This window comes from Streptococcus sp. HF-2466 (assembly GCF_015594645.1).
GTDB classification, from domain to species: Bacteria; Bacillota; Bacilli; order Lactobacillales; family Streptococcaceae; genus Streptococcus; species Streptococcus anginosus.
Genome location: NZ_JADNQU010000001.1, coordinates 476341 through 496285 on the forward strand (window position 1 = coordinate 476341; position 19945 = coordinate 496285).

The window sequence follows — 19945 nt, forward strand, 5'->3', positions numbered from 1 at the left end:
GATTTTTCTATTGCCCATGTGAGTTTTAAGAACTACTTTCAAGAGCTTCTACATAGTCAATAGCCACACACAATGAAATCACTAAATCCGCATAGGCATCTTCATAAACTACAACTTGATAAGTGGACATCAGGTGCAAGAGTTCTTTTGAAATCTCTGCAATCACTTGTCCCTGCGCATCCAGCAGACGAAATTCCAAATCCCAGATATTCCCCTCGATGCGCAGACCTAAGTTGTCAAATTCATATTTATCTCGTAAAAAAGTGAATTTTTTACGGATATAAAAACTCGAACCATTGCGCAATTGAATTTCAAATTGAGGTAAGACTGTTAGCATAGTCTTTTGAATTTGGCTGACCACTTCACCCTTGTCATCATAAATCGTAAAAGTTTTGGGAATTTTTAAAAAGCTCCCCTCCACTTGATAATCAATGTTCCCACGATCATCTTTGATGTCAAATTTCTCACCACCAAAGCGAAATTTTTGTTTTACAAGATAGGTCTTCATAACGGTTCCTCGCAAAAAGACAAGTCCACTAGACGAAGGGCGAAAAACCGCGGTACCACCTTCATTCAATGAACTTGTCATTCTCATTATGTATGCAATTTTTTCTTTGAGTAGCATGATTTTCGTTCTTACATGGCTTGCAGCACCGCCAATTCTCTGGGCTAAGAGGTCAAAAATCAATTCTCAATAGTCCTATTATACTCACTTATGAGCTTTTCGTCAACTTATTTTGATGAAGATGACGAGCTAGATGTTGATTTGCTATCTGACTTGACATATTGTGAGAACAGATTTTGGAAAGCTTGATCTTTCACCTTAATATTGGCTGCTTGTAATTCTTTGGCAACAATTTTTTGAATAAAGGTGCGATCATTTTGTTTTTGTGTCAAGATAACATTTTTCAGTTGTTTCTTGTAGTCTTTCCAGTTTGCTGATTTTTCAGATTTACTATTTAGTTTCACAATATAATAACTTGAAGAATAAGTTGATGATTTAACGGTGATAACATCAGAAATACCGTTTGCTTCAAGAGCAAAAGCAGCCTTTTTAACAGCATCTGGAACATCTGTTGAAGCTGAGTCAAACTTCACTTCGCCACCCTTATCTTTTGTCTTCTTATCTGTAGAATTTTCCTTGGCAATTTGTCCGAAATCAGCACCTTCGGCTTTTGCTTTTGCCAATACTTCTTTTGCTTTGTCTTGGTTATCTACTTTGATGATTTGAGCAGTCACTTCTGGTGTATAAGATTCGTATGCTTTTTTATAATTTGCATCTGTCAATTCTTTTTCAGCTGCTTTTTTGACAGCATATTCGACCAATTTATTGGTTCTGATTTGTTCACGATAAGTATCTTCCGTCAATCCTGCTCTTACCAATACTTGTTGAAAAGCAGTTCCATAAGTGCTCTTACTCTTATTGAACGTTTCAGTGACTTCTTTTTCTGTAACATGCTTACCATAACTCTTTTCAAAAACTTCTTGAATGGTCATATTGAGAAGTACTTGTTGAGCAGCTGCATTATTTTTTACTTTATTATAAAAATCACTGACAGTAATTGTATTTCCCTTCATCGTGATAATGTCTTTACCACCAGCTTGTGAGCATGCTGCTAATGTTACAACTGACAAAAGCGTAATAGCTCCTGCTAGAATTTTTTTCTTCATTATGAAAACTCCTTTATTTAATTCACTTTCTTATTGTACCATAAAATAGATTTAATATCTTAAATTTTCCTAAAAACTATGAAAATTTAGGAAAATATTAAATCTCTCATTTTTTTCTAATCATCAGAATGCCGTCACCAAGAGGCAACAAAGTTGCAGTCAATTCAGGCTGATTCAGTGTTTTATCAAATAATTGATGCAGCCCTCGATAAATCGTTCGTTGACCTCGGCGAACTTCCTTAATGTCTTTCGCTATATCACCACCCTGGAAAACATCGTCTATGATGATAATCCCTCCTGAAGCAAGACGCTTCAGAACTTCTGGCAGAAAGACAACGTATTTGGACTTAGCAGAGTCCATAAAGACAAAGTCATAGCAATCTTTCAAATGAGGAAGAATATCCATTGCATCTCCTTCCAGCAATGTAATTTGCCTGCGCTTATCAAACTTGGAAAAGTTCGCTTTGGCAAGAGCAATCATTTCTGGATTTCGATCAATCGTTGTGATTTGTGCGTGCGGTGCATGTTCTGCCATTAAAAGAGCTGAAAAACCAATGGCTGTCCCAATTTCCAAAATCTTCTGTGGCTGTAAAGTTTCTAACAGAAAACGAAAATAGGCAACTGTTTCGTGAGGAATAATGGGAATATTTTCTGCATGAGCAAAAGTTTCGAGCTCTTTTAAGGAGCCCGAAACTTGCTTTTGCCGTGTCCGCATAAAATCGACGATTTCTTCTTTGACAACGGGACGACGCATATTGTGATTGGCATTTTTACTATAGGATTCAACCATTTTATGCCAGTCCTAACTTTTCTACGAGTGCTTCAAATTCATCAAGACGACGTTCAAAGACTGCAAAAGCAGCATTGAGGTAGTCTTCTTTTTCCATATCTACACCAGCTTTTTTAATGACATTTAGCGGATAATCAGAATTTCCTGCTTTCAAGTAGTTGAGATACTTCTCTTTATCTTCTTGCGTTCCGTTAACAATCTTATCTGCTAAGGCAGAAGCAGCTGAGAAACCGGTTGAGTATTGAAAAACATAGTAATCATAGTAGAAATGCGGAATCCGTGCCCATTCGTATTGAATTTGTGGGTTGTCTTCTTTCGTCAAACCATAATATTTTTCATTCAAATCTGCGTACAAATCATTCAAAAATTCACTCGTCAAGACTTGACCTTCTTGGTCAGCTTTGTGAATGGCATGTTCAAACTCGGCAAATTGAGTTTGGCGGAAAACAGTTCCACGGAAACCGTCCAAGAAATGATTCAGAATCGCAAAGCGGGTTTGATCGTCATCTACTTCTTCCAATAATTTCTCCGTCAAGATATTTTCGTTGGTCGTAGAAGCAATCTCAGCTAAGAAAATAGAATAATCTCCGTAAACGTACGGCTGATTTTCACGAGTATAGCTAGAATGCATACTGTGACCTGTTTCATGAACCAGCGTGAAAAGATTGTCCAACGTATCTTGCCAGTTGAGCAACATAAAAGCATTGGTATCGTAAGAACCACCAGAATAAGCCCCAGAGCGCTTGCCTTGGTTTTCATAAACATCAATCCAACGATCTGAAAAGGCTTCTTTTACTCGACCTAGATAATCTTCTCCAAGGATAGCTAAGACTTCTTCTGCTTTCATCAAGGCTTCCTCATAAGTAAATTTGTAATCTGCTTCTGACAATGGTGTATAGAGGTCGTACATTTTCAAATCAGAAAGGCCTAAAATCTTTGCACGTAGGGCAATGTAGCGATGTAAGAGTGGCAAATGTTTGTTTACCGCAGACACTAAGCTATCATAAACACTTTCTGGAATAAAGTTAGCAGACAAAGCAGCTTCACGCGCAGAAGAAAAATTACGAACTTTGGCATTGTAATTATGAACTTTAACATTCGTTTGGAGTGTCTTAGCATAAGTATGTTGGTATTGCTCATAGACGCTATAAAGCGCTTCATAAGCTTCCTTGCGGACTGTACGATTTTTCGACTCCACTAAACTAATGTAATTTCCGTGCGTCAATTGCACTTCATTTCCTTCTTCGTCGTGCACGGTTGGAAAGACAATATCAGCATTGTCTAAGATTCCAAAAGTATCACCCGCAGCACTAAAAATTTCACCAGCTCCTGCCAACAATTCTTCTTCACGTTGAGAAAGGATGTGAGGTTTCTTTTGCAGTAGCTTATCAAAGAAGTGCTGATAGATTTGCAATTCGGGCTTTTCAGCTAAGAAAGTCTGATATTGCTCGTCTGTGATTGCCATAAATTCTGGTTCATAGAAAGCAAAGACCTGTCCGAACTCACTATAAATGGCCATTCCTTTTGCTTGGTATTCTTGATATTTTGCCACGCGCGTATCTTGGTCATTTTTCATGTGAGCATAGGAATAGAGTTTTTCGATACGACGCATCAAGTCCAATTGGATTTCTGTTGTTTTTAAGAGGCTGTCAGCTGAATCCAAAAGGTGACCTGCTAAGTTGCTGGCTTCTTTTAATTCTTTTGAAACTTGACTTAACTCTGCCTCAAAAGCTTCATCTGTTGGGAAAATCGTTGTTAGGTTCCAAGTGTATTTTTCTTCAATTTCATTTCTTTGTTTTGCCATAAAATTTCCTCCGTCTTTCCTATTTTATCATAAATATTGCCAAAAATCTTTGCATAAAAAGCTGGAGGATAGAGAATTTGGAGATTTTTATTCTTTTCCTTTTCATAATAAGCTGAAAATTGCTGGTAATAAGGTGTGAGGTCTTGAAAAATCTGGCAGAAAGAGCTGGCACGAACAGGCTGAACCTGCGGATAAAAGTCACTAGCTGTTTTGATTAATAAATTATCACCTGCTTGGTACAATTCTGCCTGCCATTTCATCCATTTGGGCTGCTGATAATAGAGCTGCTGGCGCACATAACGGCAAATATTTTTATCTTCTTTTGCCAGAAAACTCGTCATCTCCTGCTTGCAGAACGGCTGACGAAAGATGTCTAAAAGGTTTCCTTTACCAAAAGCAAAACTTTTCTCCTTATACTGAACCTTGCCATGCAAATCTTCATGAATCAAGTATTTAAGCCTCAAAAGCTGTTTTTGTTCGTCCAATTCCCACAGATGAAAGCCCATATTTTGACTGAAATAGAGAAAGTCCTTTTGTAAATTGGTCAAGGTATTTTTCAGCCAAAGTTTCTTTCCCAAGAGCCAAAGGACGCGATAACCATGCTGACGATAACTGTCCGTACGCTCTTTTAAGCGTTTTTGACTAAGCGAGCTACACTGAACTTCAAGCGCAATTTGTTTTTCAACTAACAAATCTGCGATTTGCTGCAATTCTGGTAAATAAGCTTCTACTTGAATCGCATGATTGGATTTTCTAGCCCAAGTAAACAAAGCAGCTTTCAGATTTAGGTGCTCTGCACTTTCATTTTCCGTAGAAAAATGGCAGTTTTTCAAGGAAATATGAGCAAAATGCGATCGCATCACCTTGCCATTCTTAAATCGCACCGCTTCTTTACAAGCCGGGCAGAGAAACCTATCCAACGGATTTACCGTATCTTCCACAGCATTTAGCATTTTTCCGTTTTCCTGACAAGCCATTAACATAGATTATTTTCCCCTTTTACTTAAATTATTCGTAAAAAAAGAGTGAGACAGAACTCATCTTAAAAATTTTAAGTTCTGTCTCACCCCCGCAAAGTTGCTCAACAGTCTTCCAGACTGTTGAGCTGGTGGATAAAGAAAACAAAGTTTTTATCAAAAGTGCTTTTCTGAGCTTGAAAAATGAAGAACTTTGAAGGTGGGGCAAAGTGCTCAGCTTCCTTTGTTTATATAGTTAGAATTATAAGACACAGTAGTTGAGTGGACTCTAATATGTTGATAAATCAACTTTTACAGCCCTACTCAACCGTGCGGAGGTGGGACGATGAAATCAAGTTTCTACGAAACTACTGATTTCTGCCCCACTCTCATCCTCCACCTCAAAGTAGTGCTTTGAGCAAACAGCTACTGCGACCTTGGTTTATTGCACTATATAAATTGAAGCTGGAGACTTTCGTTCCAGCTTCAAATTTTTTATAAGGGGAAACACAATTATTGAATCGCTTCAGCGCCGCCCATTTCTTCTTTGTACAACTTCGTATCATACATCTTAATAAATGGATACCAAATCACAAAGGCAGACAGAGCACAAACAAGTGCAACTACGAAAGCACCAATATTACCACCTGAACCAACATAAGCTCCAAGACCAATAGGTGTTGGCCATGGTGTTTGGGCAATTGCTTTACCAGCTAGTCCAAGTTGGACAGACCAGTAACCAATTGAAGCAGAGACGATTGGAGCCAAAATAAACGGAATGGTCAACATTGGATTATACACAATTGGTAGACCAAAGATAAGGGGTTCGTTGATGTTGAAAATAGCTGGACCCATAGCTGCTTTTCCAAGCATACGTAATTGATCTGACTTCGCACGGAAAGCAATATAGAAGCAAAGCAATAAGGTCGCACCAGAACCACCGATTGTTACATAAGAGTTGGTAAATTCACCTGCATAAGCAATGAATTTGCCGTCAACGTTTTGTGCCATATTAGCAAGCAAGATCGGACTAACCAGTCCCATAACGATATTAGCACCGTGAATACCGACAATCCAAAGAGCATGAACCAATAAGTAAATCACAACGATACCTAGCCATGTATTAGTGATATGGCTAACAAAGGCAAACGGAATTGCAATAACTTTATAAATATCTGTACCAAATAGGATAAAGATACCGTTAATGAAGAGTACTGCAAATGCAATGACAAAACCTGGAATGAGGGCTGTAAATGAACGAGCAACTCCTTCTGGAACAGCTTCAGGCATCTTGATGACCCAATTCTTCTGCACACAAAGGCGATATAGTTGCACAGCGAGAATGGACATCAGAATCGCAGTAAACATACCTGATGTAGATAGACGTGTCAAACTATCTCCACCAATAGTCCAGCCGCCAATTGTTGCTTTTCCTGTAACAGATGAAATCATTCCTTTAGAATAAGTTAATTCAGGAATGGTCAAAAAGTAAGCAAATACCGCTAAGAGACCACCATTGAGTGGATTGAGGTTGAGCCCTTCTTCTTCGACATAAATTTTTGTGTATTCATACCCAATAACGATGGCAAAATAGAGAGACAAAATCCCCATTGTACACTTATAAGCTAACAAGTAGAGAGCTTGAATCTTATCAAATGAATTCGCCCACAAATCAACAATAAATTGAAGATTAAAGGCTTGCGGTATAACACTAAGAACCAAGAAAGCAGACCCTACGATTGTAAAGGGAATGCTGGCCATCCCGGCAGCAACAATAGCACGAACAGGACGCCAAGTAGAGACTTTCCCCATTGGTCCCATGAGGTACTTTTCTAGAAATTCAAACAATTTATTCATAATATATCCTCCTATGATGTTTGAAATATAATTTATAAACTAACGTTGAACAGTGGCAATATATTCTTGAATGCGTTTATATTGCTTATCTGTATGGTGATGAATCCGACTTAATTTTCTTAACATGAGAATGGCTAAAAGTAGCCCCAATAAAAGTACAACCGTTAAAACGGTTACAGTGGTTGTACTAATCGAAAAAAATGGAAAGAGGAAATGATACTGTCCCACATAAACAATTATCAGTAGCAAAACATTTGCTAAAGCAGAAATATTGTAAAAGAACCGCGTTAATGTCGCTTCTTTTTGATGAACGCTGTACATTCGTGTTTGTTCCCACATTGCCAACGCCGCTAGAACAGTTAGCAACAAAGGCAACAGCAAAACTAAACCAGCCTTTGAAAGATACAGCATTAGCATCCAATAAAGATTAGCAAAGAAGAAAAATGCTGTCGCGTATCGGACTGAAAAGTAACGCGTGTAGTACATGTTTTTTATTGCTGCTTCTTTTCGTCTTGCTTCTAGTTCTTGTTTCTCTTTTTCAGTCATGTTTTCCCCTTCCATTCATCTTTTATTTTTCAATCTTTCGATAAAGACTGAGCATTTCAAGTGCTACCTCACGCAAGGTCATAGTTGTCATCAAATGATCCTGAGCATGCACCATGATAATTTCAATTTTGATTTCCGTTCCACTTGCGTATTCTTGTAGCAAATTTGTTTGTGCATGATGAGCTTCCAATAGCTCTGCATTGGCAGCTTCTAACTTTTCAGCAGCTTCATCATAATGCCCTTCGCGCATATCTGCAAATGCTTCATGAACTGTTGTTCTTGCTGAACCACTATGCAGGATAATTTCAAAAGCTGCAACTTGTAATTCTTCCTGATTCATAGACAATCTCCTTTACTTTATGTTTAAAAATAATGCTTTAAATTCTGTAAACGACTGACAGCTCAATATCTTTGCTTGCAGGTCAGGTTGCTCTAACAAATCAACAATCTTTGATGTCAACGTTGCCATTTCTTCATTCCCATAAACGGACGGAGAAGGGAGAAAAATGAGTTGAATTTTAGGACTTTCTTCATTCCACTGCACGCCATTTCTCACAATGGCAACACCAATTTTATGATTCTTTGCAAGGGGCTTAATCGGGTGAGGCACCGCAACTTGTTCTGAAAAAACGACAGAACTCATCTTTTCACGCTGCTTGATTAGCTCTTGCATATGTGTAACAAAATCCTTTTCTTCTCCCTGCTCCATTTTTGTTAATAATTCTTGCAAAATCTGCTCTTTTGTCGCATCCTGCATGAGAATAAAACAAGACGGAGAGAAATATTCATCAAAAATATTTTCTTTCGTTGTAGTGGCTGTTGGTGTTAAATCTGCCTTCAAATGACTTGCTACTGGCTTCAATTGAGCAATTTTTTGCCTTATTCCTTCTAGCTCATTTGCATTTAAAAATATGCTGACAGTAAAAATAGGAACACTAAAGACTAAATTTGACAAGTCAATAGACGAAATGATGAAATCAATGTCTTTCAGACGTTCATCACTCAACTCATAATAACCAATCACATCCACAATGTGGACTAAGTTGCCCAGCTCATTGTCAATCCGATTTTTCAGCATTTGCGCTGAGCCATAACCTGTAGCACAAATCACCAAAATGTTAAACTTTTGCTTTTCCTTTAATCGCTCCAAAGCAGCCATGAAATGCAGTGCCACATAAGCCACTTCATCATCTGATAAATTTCCCTTAGAAAAGATTGGCATTTCCTGCAAAATTTCTCTTGTCATCTTCAAAACAGCTGGTGATTGCTGTTGAATATCTTTCAAAAGAGGATTTTCAAGTCTCACATGATTTCGCAAACGAAGATAGAAAGTAGATAAATGTGTAACAACTCCTTCAACTAATTGAAAATCATGCTGAAATTGATAATCCTTGACATGCTCGACTTGCTCTAACGCCTCTAGTAGCTGCTTGCGAATTTCTTGATTGGTGTCTATTTTGGTATTCTGGCTTTCTTGACAAGAAGCTTTTGAAATCAAATGGAGCGTGATATAGTCTACTTCTTCTTTGGGAAATTCCAGCCCAGTTGCCAAATACACTCTGTGTAAAATTTTCTCAGCAATCTTTCGTTCTGCCAGATAATTACCTTGTTCCCAGTCTTCAATCTTGCTAATTTGGAAGCCTTCTGCAATCCTTTTAAACGATAAGGCAATATGAATGACTAAATTTTGAATCACAAAATCTGACAACTTTAAGTGACCTTCACGACATTCGTCCAATACAATAATCGTCAATTCTTCTAAGCTGATTTGCCGTCCTGGAACTTCAATGTTAATGTAGTTGTGCAAACTTTGAAAGAAATTATCACGAAAAAAGTAATCCATGATAAAACGTCGTTTATTGCGTTCGCTGCCTTTTACATAAACACCATGATTGGCTTTGCTCTCGATTTGTAAATCATACTTTGCCAAGTCTTGTCTGATTTTCTTGAAATCTGCTGACAAGGTTGAACGACTGACAAACAGCTCTTCTGCTAAGTCATCAAAATAAAGTTTTTCCTGCTCAAAGAGCAATTTATTTAAAATGTAATTGTAACGATCCTCTATATTTTCAGTCTTAGCAGAGTTTTGCTCTGTAAAAAATTCTGTTTTTATAAAGTTTCGATAGAGAGCTTTATCTTGAAGTTCAAGTCGATAACCATAACCTTGCTTGGCTGTAATCTTCCAGCCAGTTTCATCAGGCTTCCAATCCATCAATGATTTCAGGTAAGTTCTTATCGTACGATCAGAGCAAGAAAGCTGACTAGCTAATTCCTTACTTGTAATATAATGATCTTTATTTTCTAACAAAGATTGAAGAATCAATTTTTCTTTCTGATGTAGCAATACAGTTCTCCTTCCGCATTTATAAGAACTATTTTACCCTTTTTGAGCTGAAAATTTAAATCTTTTCCAAGATGAGGTTTGCCATTTTTTCAATTCCCATTGGAATAGGAATGTAGGCTTGCGGAGGAATTTGTACAATAGGTTTGCCGACTTTTGCTCCAGCATCCTCAAATTGCTTGAAATACATTTTTGTTTGAGGGCTAATGAGATAAAGATCAAATTCAGCAGCAGCAATGGCTTTTCCACCTTCTGTCGCACTAATAGCATCTACTTCAATGTCATGCCCTTTGCTCTTTAAAAATTCCGTTGTTTTCTTTGCCATCAAAGAAGATGACATACCTGCTGCACAGATAATCAATGCTTTAGCCATAAGATTTTCTCCTTATAAATAAAATTTATTTTATAAACTCATTATAGATGAAAACGATTGCAACTTCCATCTTATTTTTTTCCTTAGTGAAACGGAAACATTTCCTTAGTCACTTTTTTTACTTATATTTTAACTTATAACAGAGAATAGTTCCTGATAAAACCAAAGAAACGCTGTTAGCCATAATCAAAGGCAGATCGTCAATCACCAAGCCATGAAACAGCCACAAAGCAATACCAACAACTTGCATCAGATACATGCCAAGCGCAATAGACTCTGTATCCTTGGTTTTAATGACTTTTATTACCTGCGGTAAAAAAGCAAAAGTAGTTAATACAGCAGCAATCGTTCCAATCATATTTTCTCCCTTTCTAAAAACGAAGCTAGAAAACCTAGCCCCGTTTTTTTCTTCCTTGCTCTATTACATATAGAAAGATATATGCACAATCTTCCTATTACAAAATATTCACCAGTCCCAGATATTTGGATAAGACGATTATATCTTTCTTTTCTAGATTGAAAGCGACCATTATCAGCTCCCGAATCTTCACATCATTGATGTCACTGTCTACGACAAAGCCGTCTGCATTTTTCAACTTAATCGTCAAATGCTGAGTGATAGCTGGATTGGCAGCCAAGTCTGGCACAGCGACTCCTTTAGAAAATTTGATGACATAGGTTATTTTTTTACTCATAAAATCCCTTATCTAGTCTACAGTTTCTCCATTTGATGCAATGACTTCCTTATACCAGTTAAAGGACTTCTTCGGTGAACGTTCATAACTCCCCTTGCCATCGTCATCCTTATCGACATAGATAAATCCATAGCGTTTGCGCATTTCACCCGTACCTGCTGATACTAGGTCAATACAGCCCCAAGGCGTGTAGCCCATGAGATCCACACCATCTTCTACCACGGCCTTTTTCATCTCGCGGATATGAGCACCCAGATAGTCAATCCGGTAATCATCATGCACCATGCTGTCTTCTTCCACTTTATCAATGGCACCAAAGCCATTTTCTACGATAAAGAGAGGCAGGTGATAATGGTCGGTAAACCAGTTGAGAGCATAGCGCAGACCTTCTGGGTCGATTTGCCAATCCCATTCTGAAGCCTCAACATACGTGTTTTTCACCAAATCTTCCGTTTCCACATAGTCAAAGTAAGGATTATTTTCCCGATGAGAATCAATAGCAAAGGACATATAGTAACTAAAGCCAATGTAATCAACAGTTCCAGCCAGCAAATCTTCCTGATCTTGCTCGGTAAAATCAACCTTTATACCTTTTCGTTCCCAATATTTAAGAATATGTTCTGGATAAAGCCCGAAAACATGGACATCTGCAAAATAATAACGCTTCTGCATGGCCTTCATAGCCATGAGGACATCCTTGGGCTTGCAGGTCGCCGGGTAAATCGGGCACATGGCTATCATGCAGCCGATTTGGAAGTCGGGATTGATTTCATGTCCAATCTTGACCGCCCGCGCTGAAGCCACCAACTCATAGTGAGCCGCCTGATACATGATCGCTTCACGATTGTCTCCTTCTTTGTAAACAATACCAGAATTGGTGAAAGGAGCAAAATCTTCTTGATAGTTAGCTTGATTGTTGATCTCATTAAAGGTCATCCAGTATTTGACCTTGTCCTTGTAGCGTTTGAAGACCACTTCTGCAAAGCGAACAAAGAAATCAATAACCTTGCGGTTCTTCCAGCCACCATATTCGGTCACCAAATGATAAGGCATTTCAAAATGCGACAGGGTAATAACTGGCTCAATCCCGTATTTGAGACACTCATCAAAAAGGTCATCATAAAACTGCAAACCAGCTTCATTGGGCTGCTCTTCGTTTCCCTTAGGAAAAATCCGCGTCCAAGCGATAGAAGTTCGGAAGCACTTGAAACCCATTTCCGCAAAGAGAGCAATGTCCCCCTTATAACGATGATAAAAATCAATTGCTTCATGGTTAGGATAATATTTGTCCGGCAACACTCCTGCCGTAATTTCACGCGGAACCCCATGGCGAGCTGCTGTCATCACATCAGCCACACTAATGCCCTTGCCACCTTCCTGCCAACCACCTTCTAGTTGATGAGCTGCAACTGCTCCACCCCAGAGAAATCCGTCTTTAAATGTTGACATGTCTAAAGTCCTCCTGATTTTGATACTTTTATTATACTTCTAAGAAAGCGCTTTTAAAACCCATATTTTTGCCACAGCAATGCGGAAAATAAATCCAAAGACTGTGAAAGCGATTGCTTTTCATCTCATTTCTTTCTATAATGAAGAAAAAGAATATAAAATCTACATCATATCTCTCTATCCAAGAAAGGTTGTCTCATTCAGCTATGATTGCAAATTTCTTCAAAGTTTACAAAAAATCTTTGAGTTATATACCTATTATTGCTATAACTTGTACTATGATAGCCTTTTTATTATACTTTTTGCCCATTGATTCACGCCCGCTTTCTCTCTCCCTCCTCACTTTTCCTTTTAGCTTACCTCTTTTCTTTCAGCAAAAGAAAGTTTCTACTTTTATTTTTGCTGGTTTTATAGACGGTGTTTTAAAAACAGGACTTTTTCTACTTGGTATCAAGCCTTTTAGTATTACACTTCCATTTTTAGTCGTTTATGGATGTGTCAGCCTGATTGCCTGTGCTTGCCTCTTTCTATTTAGGAAAAAAACAAACGAGTAAAATAAAAAGAGTGAAACAAAACTAAAATTTGATAATTTTTAATTCTGTCTCACTCTACAGCTTGAGAGACTATTGAGATAGTGAATGACAAAACGATGTTTTCGTCAAAAGTGCTCTTTTGAGCTTAAAAAGCAAACAACGTTAAGACTCGCCTCATGAGCCTTATCCGGAAACTAATTCGTCATTGCTTTATTATACAATATGCTATGAAACTGAAGGTTTTCGTCCCAGCTTTTTTATTCTTCTCTTGTCTTAGCCGAATAAGTTTTGATTCTTTCGCTCTGGAATTTTTAAAAACGCCACAAGAATAATAACAGCAATCATAACACCAGCTAAGAAAAAGCTCATCATTTCATAGCCAGACTGATCTATCAAATCACCTGCAATATTTTGAATAAGAATGGTTCCTAAATTGCGCGCTGTCTGCACCAAAGCAATAGCTGTGACCAAATAATTCTCATCTACTACGTTAGCAACAATCTTCAAAGTCACCATAATCAACAACATACCTGTAGCATGCTTTGACATTAAAGTTAAGAGAATTTTGGAAGTAAGCCCCAAATCCAATCCATAAATCACATACTGTAAAAGCAAAATTCCCAAAGGAATATAGAGCAATTTTTTAATTGGAACCTTATCCATAAAAAGATAAGAAAAGAAAATCAATGGCGACTCGCAAATTACAGAAATAGCTACCACAGTTGTTGCCATATTAACACTTAAGCCGCTATGCTCTAGCATAGAAGGGATATATGTATGCCCTGTATTTCCAACTCCAGAATAAAGTGCCACGATAAGAAGGTAAAACAAATATGTTTTGTTTTTGAAAATTTTCCCAATAGAAGAACCATTTTTCATTTGTGTGGCTTTTTTTGAACCTTGATTATGTTTTGGCTCAATCCCAAATACCCCAAGAATACTCACACACATCATACTGATAAACACGATAAAAATTGCTTGCGGTGAGATGAATTTATAAATCAATCCTGCTAATTGTGAGCCCATTGCATAACCAAAAGTCCCCCAGATACGAATTTTCCCATAAGTATAAGGGCTTCTAGCAGCCAACACATCCATAACAGGATTGACTCCATTGACCAACATTAAAACAGCACTATACCAGACTGTCAACAATAAAAGATTATTGGCTTGCATAAAAAATATTGCAGCTATATTAATCAGAAGAAAACTATAAATGGTCACTTTTTTAATGCCAATCTTATCATTTAAAATCCCCATGAGCGGCTGAACAATCATAGAAGAAAAGAATGAGGCAGAGACAACAAGTGACACCTGACTAGCTGAATATCCCTTATCAAGCATGTATACTGAAATTAAAGTCGAAAAAAGTGCATATGCTAAAAAATAAAAGTTATACATTAAAAAATAGGCAAAATAGCTATTTTGAAATTTCCTAAACATAATTTTTCCTTCCCCCTAAACAGAGTGACAAAACTCGACTGGAATCACCAATCGAGTTTTCTGTCCCATACTATATATTTAACGCTTCCGACGACGAGAAAGCCGGGTATCACTATGATCTCGTCGAATTCTTTTTTGCTTTCGTCTCATGATTTCAAAAACAATAATCAACAAAAAAATCACTATGGGAACTGCAATAAAAATATAATAATCTAAAAAGAGTTGCTTCAAACTTTTTCCGTTAGACTTTGCTATAGTACTTTGTACTGTTGATGTTGCTCTTTCCTTTACGTCTGTGACACTTTCTCCATCCGCAATGAGCGAAGAAAGTTGCTTCAGACCATTATCATTTTTCAATACTCCATTTTCCACAACTGGTTTTGCTGACGCCCCTTTTTTCACAGTTGCATAGAAATCTTTTGACAGGTTATATCTTTTTCCATTGATTGTTTGTTCTCCAGCCTTGAAAATTTTTTTGTACTCATAATCAGCATAAGCTTTCTCAATCAAGGCATTACCAAATGGATGACGATAATATTCTCCGTCTTGGTCAGACCAATTCCCAACTCCCATGATAACACTAATCAAGCGTTGTTCTCCACGCTTAATCGTTGCAATGTAGTTAAAAGCTCCTTGTGGACTTGATCCTGTCTTTAAGCCATCAACCCCCTTTATAGCATATTTTGCACCAGGAAGTGAGTAATTATAGGTTTCAAAAGTTTCTTCATAAGGAGTTCCTTTTTTGACTGTCACTTTAGCTTGATTAGTATAATTTAAAATCTTTGGATAATGCTTAACAAAATTATAACCTAAAATAGCTAAATCGCGCGCTGTTGTTTGATTCGCAGCATTATTATCATAACGTTGTGGCGTGTACAAGCCTTTAAAAGAAACCGCTGCAGCCCCACTGGCATTAAACCATTTCGTATTGGTCATACCCAGCTCTTTAGCTTTTGCATTCATTCGGTCTAAAAATGTATCTGGATCATTGTTAGATAAATAATTGGCTAACATAACAGTTGTCGCATTTGAAGATGGAACAGCTGTCATCGTAATCAATTCAGAGACAGTATAATCTACTCCCGCCACAATTTTATTATTGGAGATTTCGTAAATTTTGGCAATTGCTTCATCACGTGGTGTTGCTTTGATAACTGTATTTTCGCTCAACTTTCCTTGCTGAATTGCTTCAAAAACTAAATACAAGGTCATCAATTTGCTCATACTGGCAGGATCACGAACTTCATCAATATTGTCTTGCCAAAGGATATTTCCCGTATTAGCATCTACTATCAAGGATGATTTCGGACGATTGATTGGATTGACCTTCTCGTTTGGATACATTTTTTGCGCCATATCAACTAACTCGTCCGCATGAATAGTGGTTGTTCCCACACACAACACAAAAAAACAAACAATAGCTAACAACTTTTTCACTAGAATCCTCCTGAGTTCTCACTTATCTTCTAGTATAGCATATTTTTCCTGTAAGATAAGGAAATTTTTTTAAATAATAAAAAACCTACCTAAAAATTAGATAGGAAATAGATTCTTATTTTTTTAAAATGCTTAAGGCTTCTTTATCTGCGATAACAACCACATCTTCATGTTTTTGAAGAGCACTTCCAGGCAATTCTTCTGTAATCGGTCCTTCTACTGTTCCTGCAATCGCTTTAGCTTTTGAAGCACCATAAGCAAATAAAATAATAGATTTTGCATCGAGAATATTCCGAATCCCCATTGAGTAAGCTTGCGTCGGTACATCTTCTATTTTATCAAAGAAACGAGCATTCGCTTCAATAGTTGATTGCTCCAAATCCACTACATGAACAGTACTATCAAAGCTCGTTCCCGGCTCATTAAAACCAATATGTCCATTTGTACCAATTCCCAAAATTTGCAAATCAACAGGATGTTCTGTCAAGATTTGGTTGTAACGTTTCACTTCTGCTTCCGCGTCTTCAGCAACACCATTTGGTAAAAAGCTTTCTTTAAAAGGCTTTTGATTAAATAAATGTTCTTGCATAAAATAACGATAAGACTGAGGATTTTCCCCACTTAATCCTATGTACTCGTCTAGATTCACACTGGTTAAACCTGACAAATCAAGGTCACTTTCAACAATTTGCTCATAAAAACTCAAAGGACTGCTTCCTGTTGCCAAACCTATCGTTTTTGCTCCTTCAGCTAATTTTTCTTTTAACAATTCAAAGGCTACTCTGCCACCGGCTGCTTGATTTTCTACTTGAATAATTCTCATCGTTGAGCTCCTTTTCTTTACTTAATCATATTATATGGTATAGACCAATTTTTGTCAAGAGAATTTGTTTCTTTTTAAAAAATCCACGCTTGTTTGCACGAAAAATCGTGCTATAATAGAAGAATGTTAGTCTATTTATTCTGTTTATTTTTCATGGGAGTTGCTTTTCTTATTACTGCAATCTTTCTCAACACCAAGCAAATGTGGCGTTATCTCTTACTGATTTTAGGAATTTTACTCATGTGTCTGCCACTGCTTGCTTGTTGTTATTCGTTATGGATTTTAGTTACAGCTTAAGGAGAATGTATGAATACTGCTGATTTTGACTTTCATTTACCAGAAGAATTAATCGCGCAAACACCTTTAAAAAAACGAGATGCTTCCCGCCTTTTAGTCGTCAATCACGAAACTGGTCAACTGGAAGATACTCACTTCGATGCGATTATTGATCAATTACATCCTGGAGATGCTTTGGTCATGAACGATACGCGCGTCTTACCTGCACGCCTTCACGGTGAAAAACCTGAAACAGGCGGGCATGTTGAATTGCTACTCTTAAAAAACATCGCAGGTGATGATTGGGAAGTACTGGCTAAGCCCGCCAAACGGTTAAAAGTCGGAGCGGCTATTTCTTTTGGCGACGGACGCTTGACAGCAACTGTCTTAGAAGAATTAGAACACGGTGGACGAATTGTACGTTTCCATTACCAAGGCATTTTCTTAGAAGTGCTTGAAAGTCTGGGCGAAATGCCCTTGCCGCCTTATATCCACGAAAAGCTAAAAGACCGTGAACGCTATCAGACTGTTTATGCTAAAGAAAATGGCTCAGCGGCTGCTCCTACTGCCGGGCTTCATTTTACCAAAGAGCTGCTGGCTCAGATTGAAGCTAAAGGTGTGAAATTAGTCTATCTGACGCTTCATGTTGGTCTAGGAACCTTCCGTCCTGTCTCTGTAGACAATGTAGATGAACACGAGATGCATTCAGAATTCTATACACTGTCTGAAGAAGCAGCTGACACGCTTCGACAGGTCAAAGCCAGCGGGAAACGTGTTATAGCGGTCGGAACGACTTCTATCCGTACTTTGGAGACAATCGGTTCAAAGTTTAACGGGGAAATCAAAGCTGACTCTGGTTGGACCAACATCTTTATTAAACCTGGCTACGATTGGAAAATCGTAGATGCTTTTTCTACCAATTTCCACCTTCCAAAGTCCACTCTCGTCATGCTCGTTTCAGCCTTTGCAGGTCGAGAATTAGTGCTCTCTGCTTATCAGCATGCCATTGATGAAAAATACCGCTTTTTCAGCTTTGGAGATGCTATGTTTATAAAATAATAGGTGAAATATGAATAAAATTGAAAGCCGTCATCGACTCATTCGCTCGCTTGTCCTAGAGAAAAAAATTCACACACAACAAGAATTACAAGATTTATTGAAAGCGAATGGCGTTACAGTGACGCAATCCACACTTTCTCGAGACATTAAAGCTTTGAACTTAGTAAAAGTACACGAAGCAGATATTTCTTATTATATTATCAATAGCATGGCACCTTCACGCTGGGAAAAACGCCTGCGTCTCTATATGGAAGATGCCTTGATTATGTTGCGTCCTGTTCAACATCAAGTTGTCATGAAAACTCTTCCTGGATTGGCACAATCATTCGGCTCTATCTTAGATGCTCTAGAATTTTCCGAAATTGTCGCAACGGTCTGCGGTGATGATGTCTGCTTGATTATCTGCGAGGACAATCAAAAAGCACAAGACTGTTTTAACAAATTAAAACAATTTGCACCCCCGTTCTTCTTTAGTAAAGAATAACCTTTTTAAGTATGAAAAAGCTGAGAATGGACATTTTCGTCCACTCTCAGCTTTTTTCTTCTAACTATTTTCCAGCTAAGCGATAAATCGTTTCAGCATAGATGTCCATGGCTTTATACAAATCCTCAATCACAGTTCGTTCATTCGCTTGATGTTCTGTTTGCAAAGCACCAGGGAAAAGTGCGCCAAAGGCCACGCAATTTGGCATGGTGCGAGCAAATGTAGCACCACCAGAGGACACAGCAGGACTATTATCATTTGTTTTTTCTTTATAGACAGCCATTAACGTGCTGATCAATTCACTATCAAGCGGCACATATAATGGTGCAAGATAGTCAAATTCTTCATAACGCAATTGATATTCTTCAGCAATTTGGCTTAATTCCTGTACTAATTTATCTTTGTCTGCAAGAACTGGAATCCGCATGTCAATCCGAATTTCAGACTTGTCCTGATCTAAGCTTAATCCAGAAACATTGAATGACAACGTTCCTGAAGGCTCATCTGAAATTTCACCAAACAAGCGGCTGCCTGTAGCATCTTCCCTAACTGCTTCAGCGATAAATTGAATGGCAGAGTGTTGAATAAGCGGATTTAGTCCTGTTGCCAAACGTACAATAGCATTCACCCCCTCAGCTGCATCTTTTGAATGCTTAGGGACACCAATGACTGTTACTGTATCTGCAGTTCGTTCGTATTCAAAAGCCTGTTTTTTCAATTCAACTTCTAATGAATCTGCTAAATTTCCCGTATAACTTGCTTTTGCAGGTACAACATTAAAGGCTTCCCCTGCTTCAATAGCAAGTTCTTGCGAGCCTGAACCATGTAACTTAATCTGCAGTAAACCTTTTTCAGCATAAGTCAGCGGGAAAGAAGAATCCGGTGCAAAACCAAGTGTTGCTGTTTCTTCTAGCTCATTGTAACGAGCCATACAGCGCCACAGCGTTTCTTCGTCTGTACCATAGATAAAACGAATTCGTTTGTTAAATGTGACACCCGCATCCATCAGTGCTTTAACAGCATAAAGTGCAGCTAGGGACGGACCTTTATCATCTTGCACCCCACGTCCATGTATCCAACCATCTTTTATAGTTGCTTCAAATGGAGGAGTTTCCCAATCGGACAAATCTCCAGCTGGAACAACGTCTAAATGGCAGAGAACGGCCAGGAGTTCTTCTCCCTGACCGATTTCTGCATATCCATAATAGCCTTTAGGATCAATGTAAGTTTTAAAACCTAAACTCCTAGTGATCTCTAGCATTTTTTCTAAGACGTTTTGAATAGATTGTCCGAAAGGTGTTCCATTTTCCCCTTCATTAAGAACTGACGGGTAGGAAACGATCGTTTTCAGCGATTCTAAATAATCAGACTTAATTTTTTCGGTTAAAAATTGTTTCATAGAGAACAC

General features: G+C 38.0%; 20 protein-coding genes. 3 read left to right on the top strand and 17 right to left on the bottom strand.

Going from position 1 to position 19945, the window contains the following annotated elements; translation table 11 throughout:
• Positions 1-25 precede the first annotated feature (25 nt).
• The 13 genes from IYQ91_RS02330 to IYQ91_RS02390 form a co-directional block, all read right to left on the bottom strand.
• The gene (locus IYQ91_RS02330) at positions 26-595 is read right to left on the bottom strand and encodes an LURP-one-related/scramblase family protein (RefSeq protein ID WP_195672948.1); all 570 of its coding nucleotides are present in this window, start codon (positions 593-595) and stop codon (positions 26-28) included.
• 137 nt (positions 596-732) lie between these two features.
• A complete protein-coding gene (gene prsA, locus IYQ91_RS02335; RefSeq protein ID WP_195672949.1) occupies positions 733-1671 on the bottom strand; it encodes a peptidylprolyl isomerase PrsA in 939 nt (312 codons plus the stop codon).
• 106 nt (positions 1672-1777) lie between these two features.
• Entirely contained in the window at positions 1778-2461 is a 684-nt protein-coding gene (locus IYQ91_RS02340) for an O-methyltransferase (protein ID WP_195672950.1), read from the bottom strand.
• A gap of 1 nt (position 2462) precedes the next feature.
• Complete coding sequence (gene pepF / locus IYQ91_RS02345; protein WP_195672951.1) at positions 2463-4265, bottom strand: oligoendopeptidase F; 1803 nt, start codon at positions 4263-4265, stop codon at positions 2463-2465.
• Entirely contained in the window at positions 4217-5248 is a 1032-nt protein-coding gene (locus IYQ91_RS02350) for a competence protein CoiA (RefSeq protein ID WP_195672952.1), read from the bottom strand. The genes pepF and IYQ91_RS02350 overlap by 49 nt, the downstream gene beginning before the upstream one ends.
• A 486-nt stretch (positions 5249-5734) precedes the next feature.
• The gene (gene celB / locus IYQ91_RS02355; protein WP_195672953.1) at positions 5735-7078 is read right to left on the bottom strand and encodes a PTS cellobiose transporter subunit IIC; all 1344 of its coding nucleotides are present in this window, start codon (positions 7076-7078) and stop codon (positions 5735-5737) included.
• Positions 7079-7117: 39 nt separating this feature from the next.
• Positions 7118-7624 carry a hypothetical protein gene (locus IYQ91_RS02360; RefSeq protein ID WP_229311597.1) on the bottom strand — a complete coding sequence of 169 codons (507 nt, stop codon included), beginning with the start codon at positions 7622-7624 and terminating at the stop codon, positions 7118-7120.
• A 22-nt stretch (positions 7625-7646) separates the two neighbouring features.
• Positions 7647-7964, bottom strand: coding sequence for a PTS cellobiose transporter subunit IIA (locus IYQ91_RS02365; RefSeq protein ID WP_021001470.1), 318 nt, complete (start codon positions 7962-7964; stop codon positions 7647-7649).
• 12 nt (positions 7965-7976) lie between these two features.
• The gene (locus tag IYQ91_RS02370) at positions 7977-9968 is read right to left on the bottom strand and encodes a BglG family transcription antiterminator (RefSeq protein WP_195672955.1); all 1992 of its coding nucleotides are present in this window, start codon (positions 9966-9968) and stop codon (positions 7977-7979) included.
• 55 nt (positions 9969-10023) lie between these two features.
• Entirely contained in the window at positions 10024-10338 is a 315-nt protein-coding gene (locus IYQ91_RS02375) for a PTS cellobiose transporter subunit IIB (RefSeq protein ID WP_003073302.1), read from the bottom strand.
• 118 nt (positions 10339-10456) lie between these two features.
• Positions 10457-10696, bottom strand: a complete 240-nt coding sequence (locus IYQ91_RS02380; RefSeq protein ID WP_062200659.1) for a SemiSWEET transporter — start codon at positions 10694-10696, stop codon at positions 10457-10459.
• Between the two features lie 97 nt (positions 10697-10793).
• Positions 10794-11033 carry a hypothetical protein gene (locus IYQ91_RS02385; protein WP_106100244.1) on the bottom strand — a complete coding sequence of 80 codons (240 nt, stop codon included), beginning with the start codon at positions 11031-11033 and terminating at the stop codon, positions 10794-10796.
• 12 nt (positions 11034-11045) lie between these two features.
• Complete coding sequence (locus tag IYQ91_RS02390; protein ID WP_195672956.1) at positions 11046-12482, bottom strand: 6-phospho-beta-glucosidase; 1437 nt, start codon at positions 12480-12482, stop codon at positions 11046-11048.
• 206 nt (positions 12483-12688) lie between these two features.
• Between IYQ91_RS02390 and IYQ91_RS02395 the strand changes: the two genes are divergently transcribed.
• Positions 12689-13036: a hypothetical protein gene (locus IYQ91_RS02395; RefSeq protein ID WP_195672957.1), complete on the top strand. Its 348-nt coding sequence runs from the start codon at positions 12689-12691 to the stop codon at positions 13034-13036.
• A 252-nt stretch (positions 13037-13288) separates the two neighbouring features.
• Here the strand turns inward: IYQ91_RS02395 and IYQ91_RS02400 are convergent, their stop codons facing one another.
• The 3 genes from IYQ91_RS02400 to IYQ91_RS02410 form a co-directional block, all read right to left on the bottom strand.
• Entirely contained in the window at positions 13289-14458 is a 1170-nt protein-coding gene (locus IYQ91_RS02400; RefSeq protein WP_195672958.1) for an MFS transporter, read from the bottom strand.
• Positions 14459-14536: 78 nt separating this feature from the next.
• The gene (locus IYQ91_RS02405; protein ID WP_195672959.1) at positions 14537-15895 is read right to left on the bottom strand and encodes a DUF1958 domain-containing protein; all 1359 of its coding nucleotides are present in this window, start codon (positions 15893-15895) and stop codon (positions 14537-14539) included.
• Between the two features lie 115 nt (positions 15896-16010).
• Positions 16011-16718 (bottom strand): glucosamine-6-phosphate deaminase, encoded by a 708-nt coding sequence (locus IYQ91_RS02410; RefSeq protein WP_003028166.1) that lies wholly within the window; start codon positions 16716-16718, stop codon positions 16011-16013.
• Between the two features lie 306 nt (positions 16719-17024).
• On the opposite strand from IYQ91_RS02410, the gene queA reads away from it, so the two are divergent.
• Both queA and IYQ91_RS02420 read left to right on the top strand, forming a co-directional pair.
• Entirely contained in the window at positions 17025-18053 is a 1029-nt protein-coding gene (queA, locus tag IYQ91_RS02415) for a tRNA preQ1(34) S-adenosylmethionine ribosyltransferase-isomerase QueA (protein WP_106100238.1), read from the top strand.
• A 10-nt stretch (positions 18054-18063) separates the two neighbouring features.
• Positions 18064-18537, top strand: coding sequence for an arginine repressor (locus IYQ91_RS02420; protein WP_003025403.1), 474 nt, complete (start codon positions 18064-18066; stop codon positions 18535-18537).
• Between the two features lie 64 nt (positions 18538-18601).
• Here the strand turns inward: IYQ91_RS02420 and IYQ91_RS02425 are convergent, their stop codons facing one another.
• A complete protein-coding gene (locus IYQ91_RS02425; RefSeq protein WP_195672960.1) occupies positions 18602-19936 on the bottom strand; it encodes a dipeptidase in 1335 nt (444 codons plus the stop codon).
• Between the last annotated feature and the right edge of the window lie 9 nt (positions 19937-19945).

Bases quoted from the DNA above. Each gene is read 5' to 3' on its own strand.
- IYQ91_RS02400 (WP_195672958.1), bottom strand. From the start codon at position 14,458: ATGTTTAGGAAATTTCAAAATAGCTATTTTGCCTATTTTTTAATGTAT.
- IYQ91_RS02425 (WP_195672960.1), bottom strand. From the start codon at position 19,936: ATGAAACAATTTTTAACCGAAAAAATTAAGTCTGATTATTTAGAATCG.
- IYQ91_RS02380 (WP_062200659.1), bottom strand. From the start codon at position 10,696: ATGATTGGAACGATTGCTGCTGTATTAACTACTTTTGCTTTTTTACCG.
- IYQ91_RS02365 (WP_021001470.1), bottom strand. From the start codon at position 7,964: ATGAATCAGGAAGAATTACAAGTTGCAGCTTTTGAAATTATCCTGCAT.
- IYQ91_RS02340 (WP_195672950.1), bottom strand. From the start codon at position 2,461: ATGGTTGAATCCTATAGTAAAAATGCCAATCACAATATGCGTCGTCCC.
- IYQ91_RS02350 (WP_195672952.1), bottom strand. From the start codon at position 5,248: ATGTTAATGGCTTGTCAGGAAAACGGAAAAATGCTAAATGCTGTGGAA.
- IYQ91_RS02410 (WP_003028166.1), bottom strand. From the start codon at position 16,718: ATGAGAATTATTCAAGTAGAAAATCAAGCAGCCGGTGGCAGAGTAGCC.
- celB (WP_195672953.1), bottom strand. From the start codon at position 7,078: ATGAATAAATTGTTTGAATTTCTAGAAAAGTACCTCATGGGACCAATG.
- IYQ91_RS02330 (WP_195672948.1), bottom strand. From the start codon at position 595: ATGAGAATGACAAGTTCATTGAATGAAGGTGGTACCGCGGTTTTTCGC.
- prsA (WP_195672949.1), bottom strand. From the start codon at position 1,671: ATGAAGAAAAAAATTCTAGCAGGAGCTATTACGCTTTTGTCAGTTGTA.
- IYQ91_RS02385 (WP_106100244.1), bottom strand. From the start codon at position 11,033: ATGAGTAAAAAAATAACCTATGTCATCAAATTTTCTAAAGGAGTCGCT.
- IYQ91_RS02420 (WP_003025403.1), top strand. From the start codon at position 18,064: ATGAATAAAATTGAAAGCCGTCATCGACTCATTCGCTCGCTTGTCCTA.
- IYQ91_RS02360 (WP_229311597.1), bottom strand. From the start codon at position 7,624: ATGACTGAAAAAGAGAAACAAGAACTAGAAGCAAGACGAAAAGAAGCA.
- IYQ91_RS02395 (WP_195672957.1), top strand. From the start codon at position 12,689: ATGATTGCAAATTTCTTCAAAGTTTACAAAAAATCTTTGAGTTATATA.
- queA (WP_106100238.1), top strand. From the start codon at position 17,025: ATGAATACTGCTGATTTTGACTTTCATTTACCAGAAGAATTAATCGCG.
- IYQ91_RS02390 (WP_195672956.1), bottom strand. From the start codon at position 12,482: ATGTCAACATTTAAAGACGGATTTCTCTGGGGTGGAGCAGTTGCAGCT.
- pepF (WP_195672951.1), bottom strand. From the start codon at position 4,265: ATGGCAAAACAAAGAAATGAAATTGAAGAAAAATACACTTGGAACCTA.
- IYQ91_RS02375 (WP_003073302.1), bottom strand. From the start codon at position 10,338: ATGGCTAAAGCATTGATTATCTGTGCAGCAGGTATGTCATCTTCTTTG.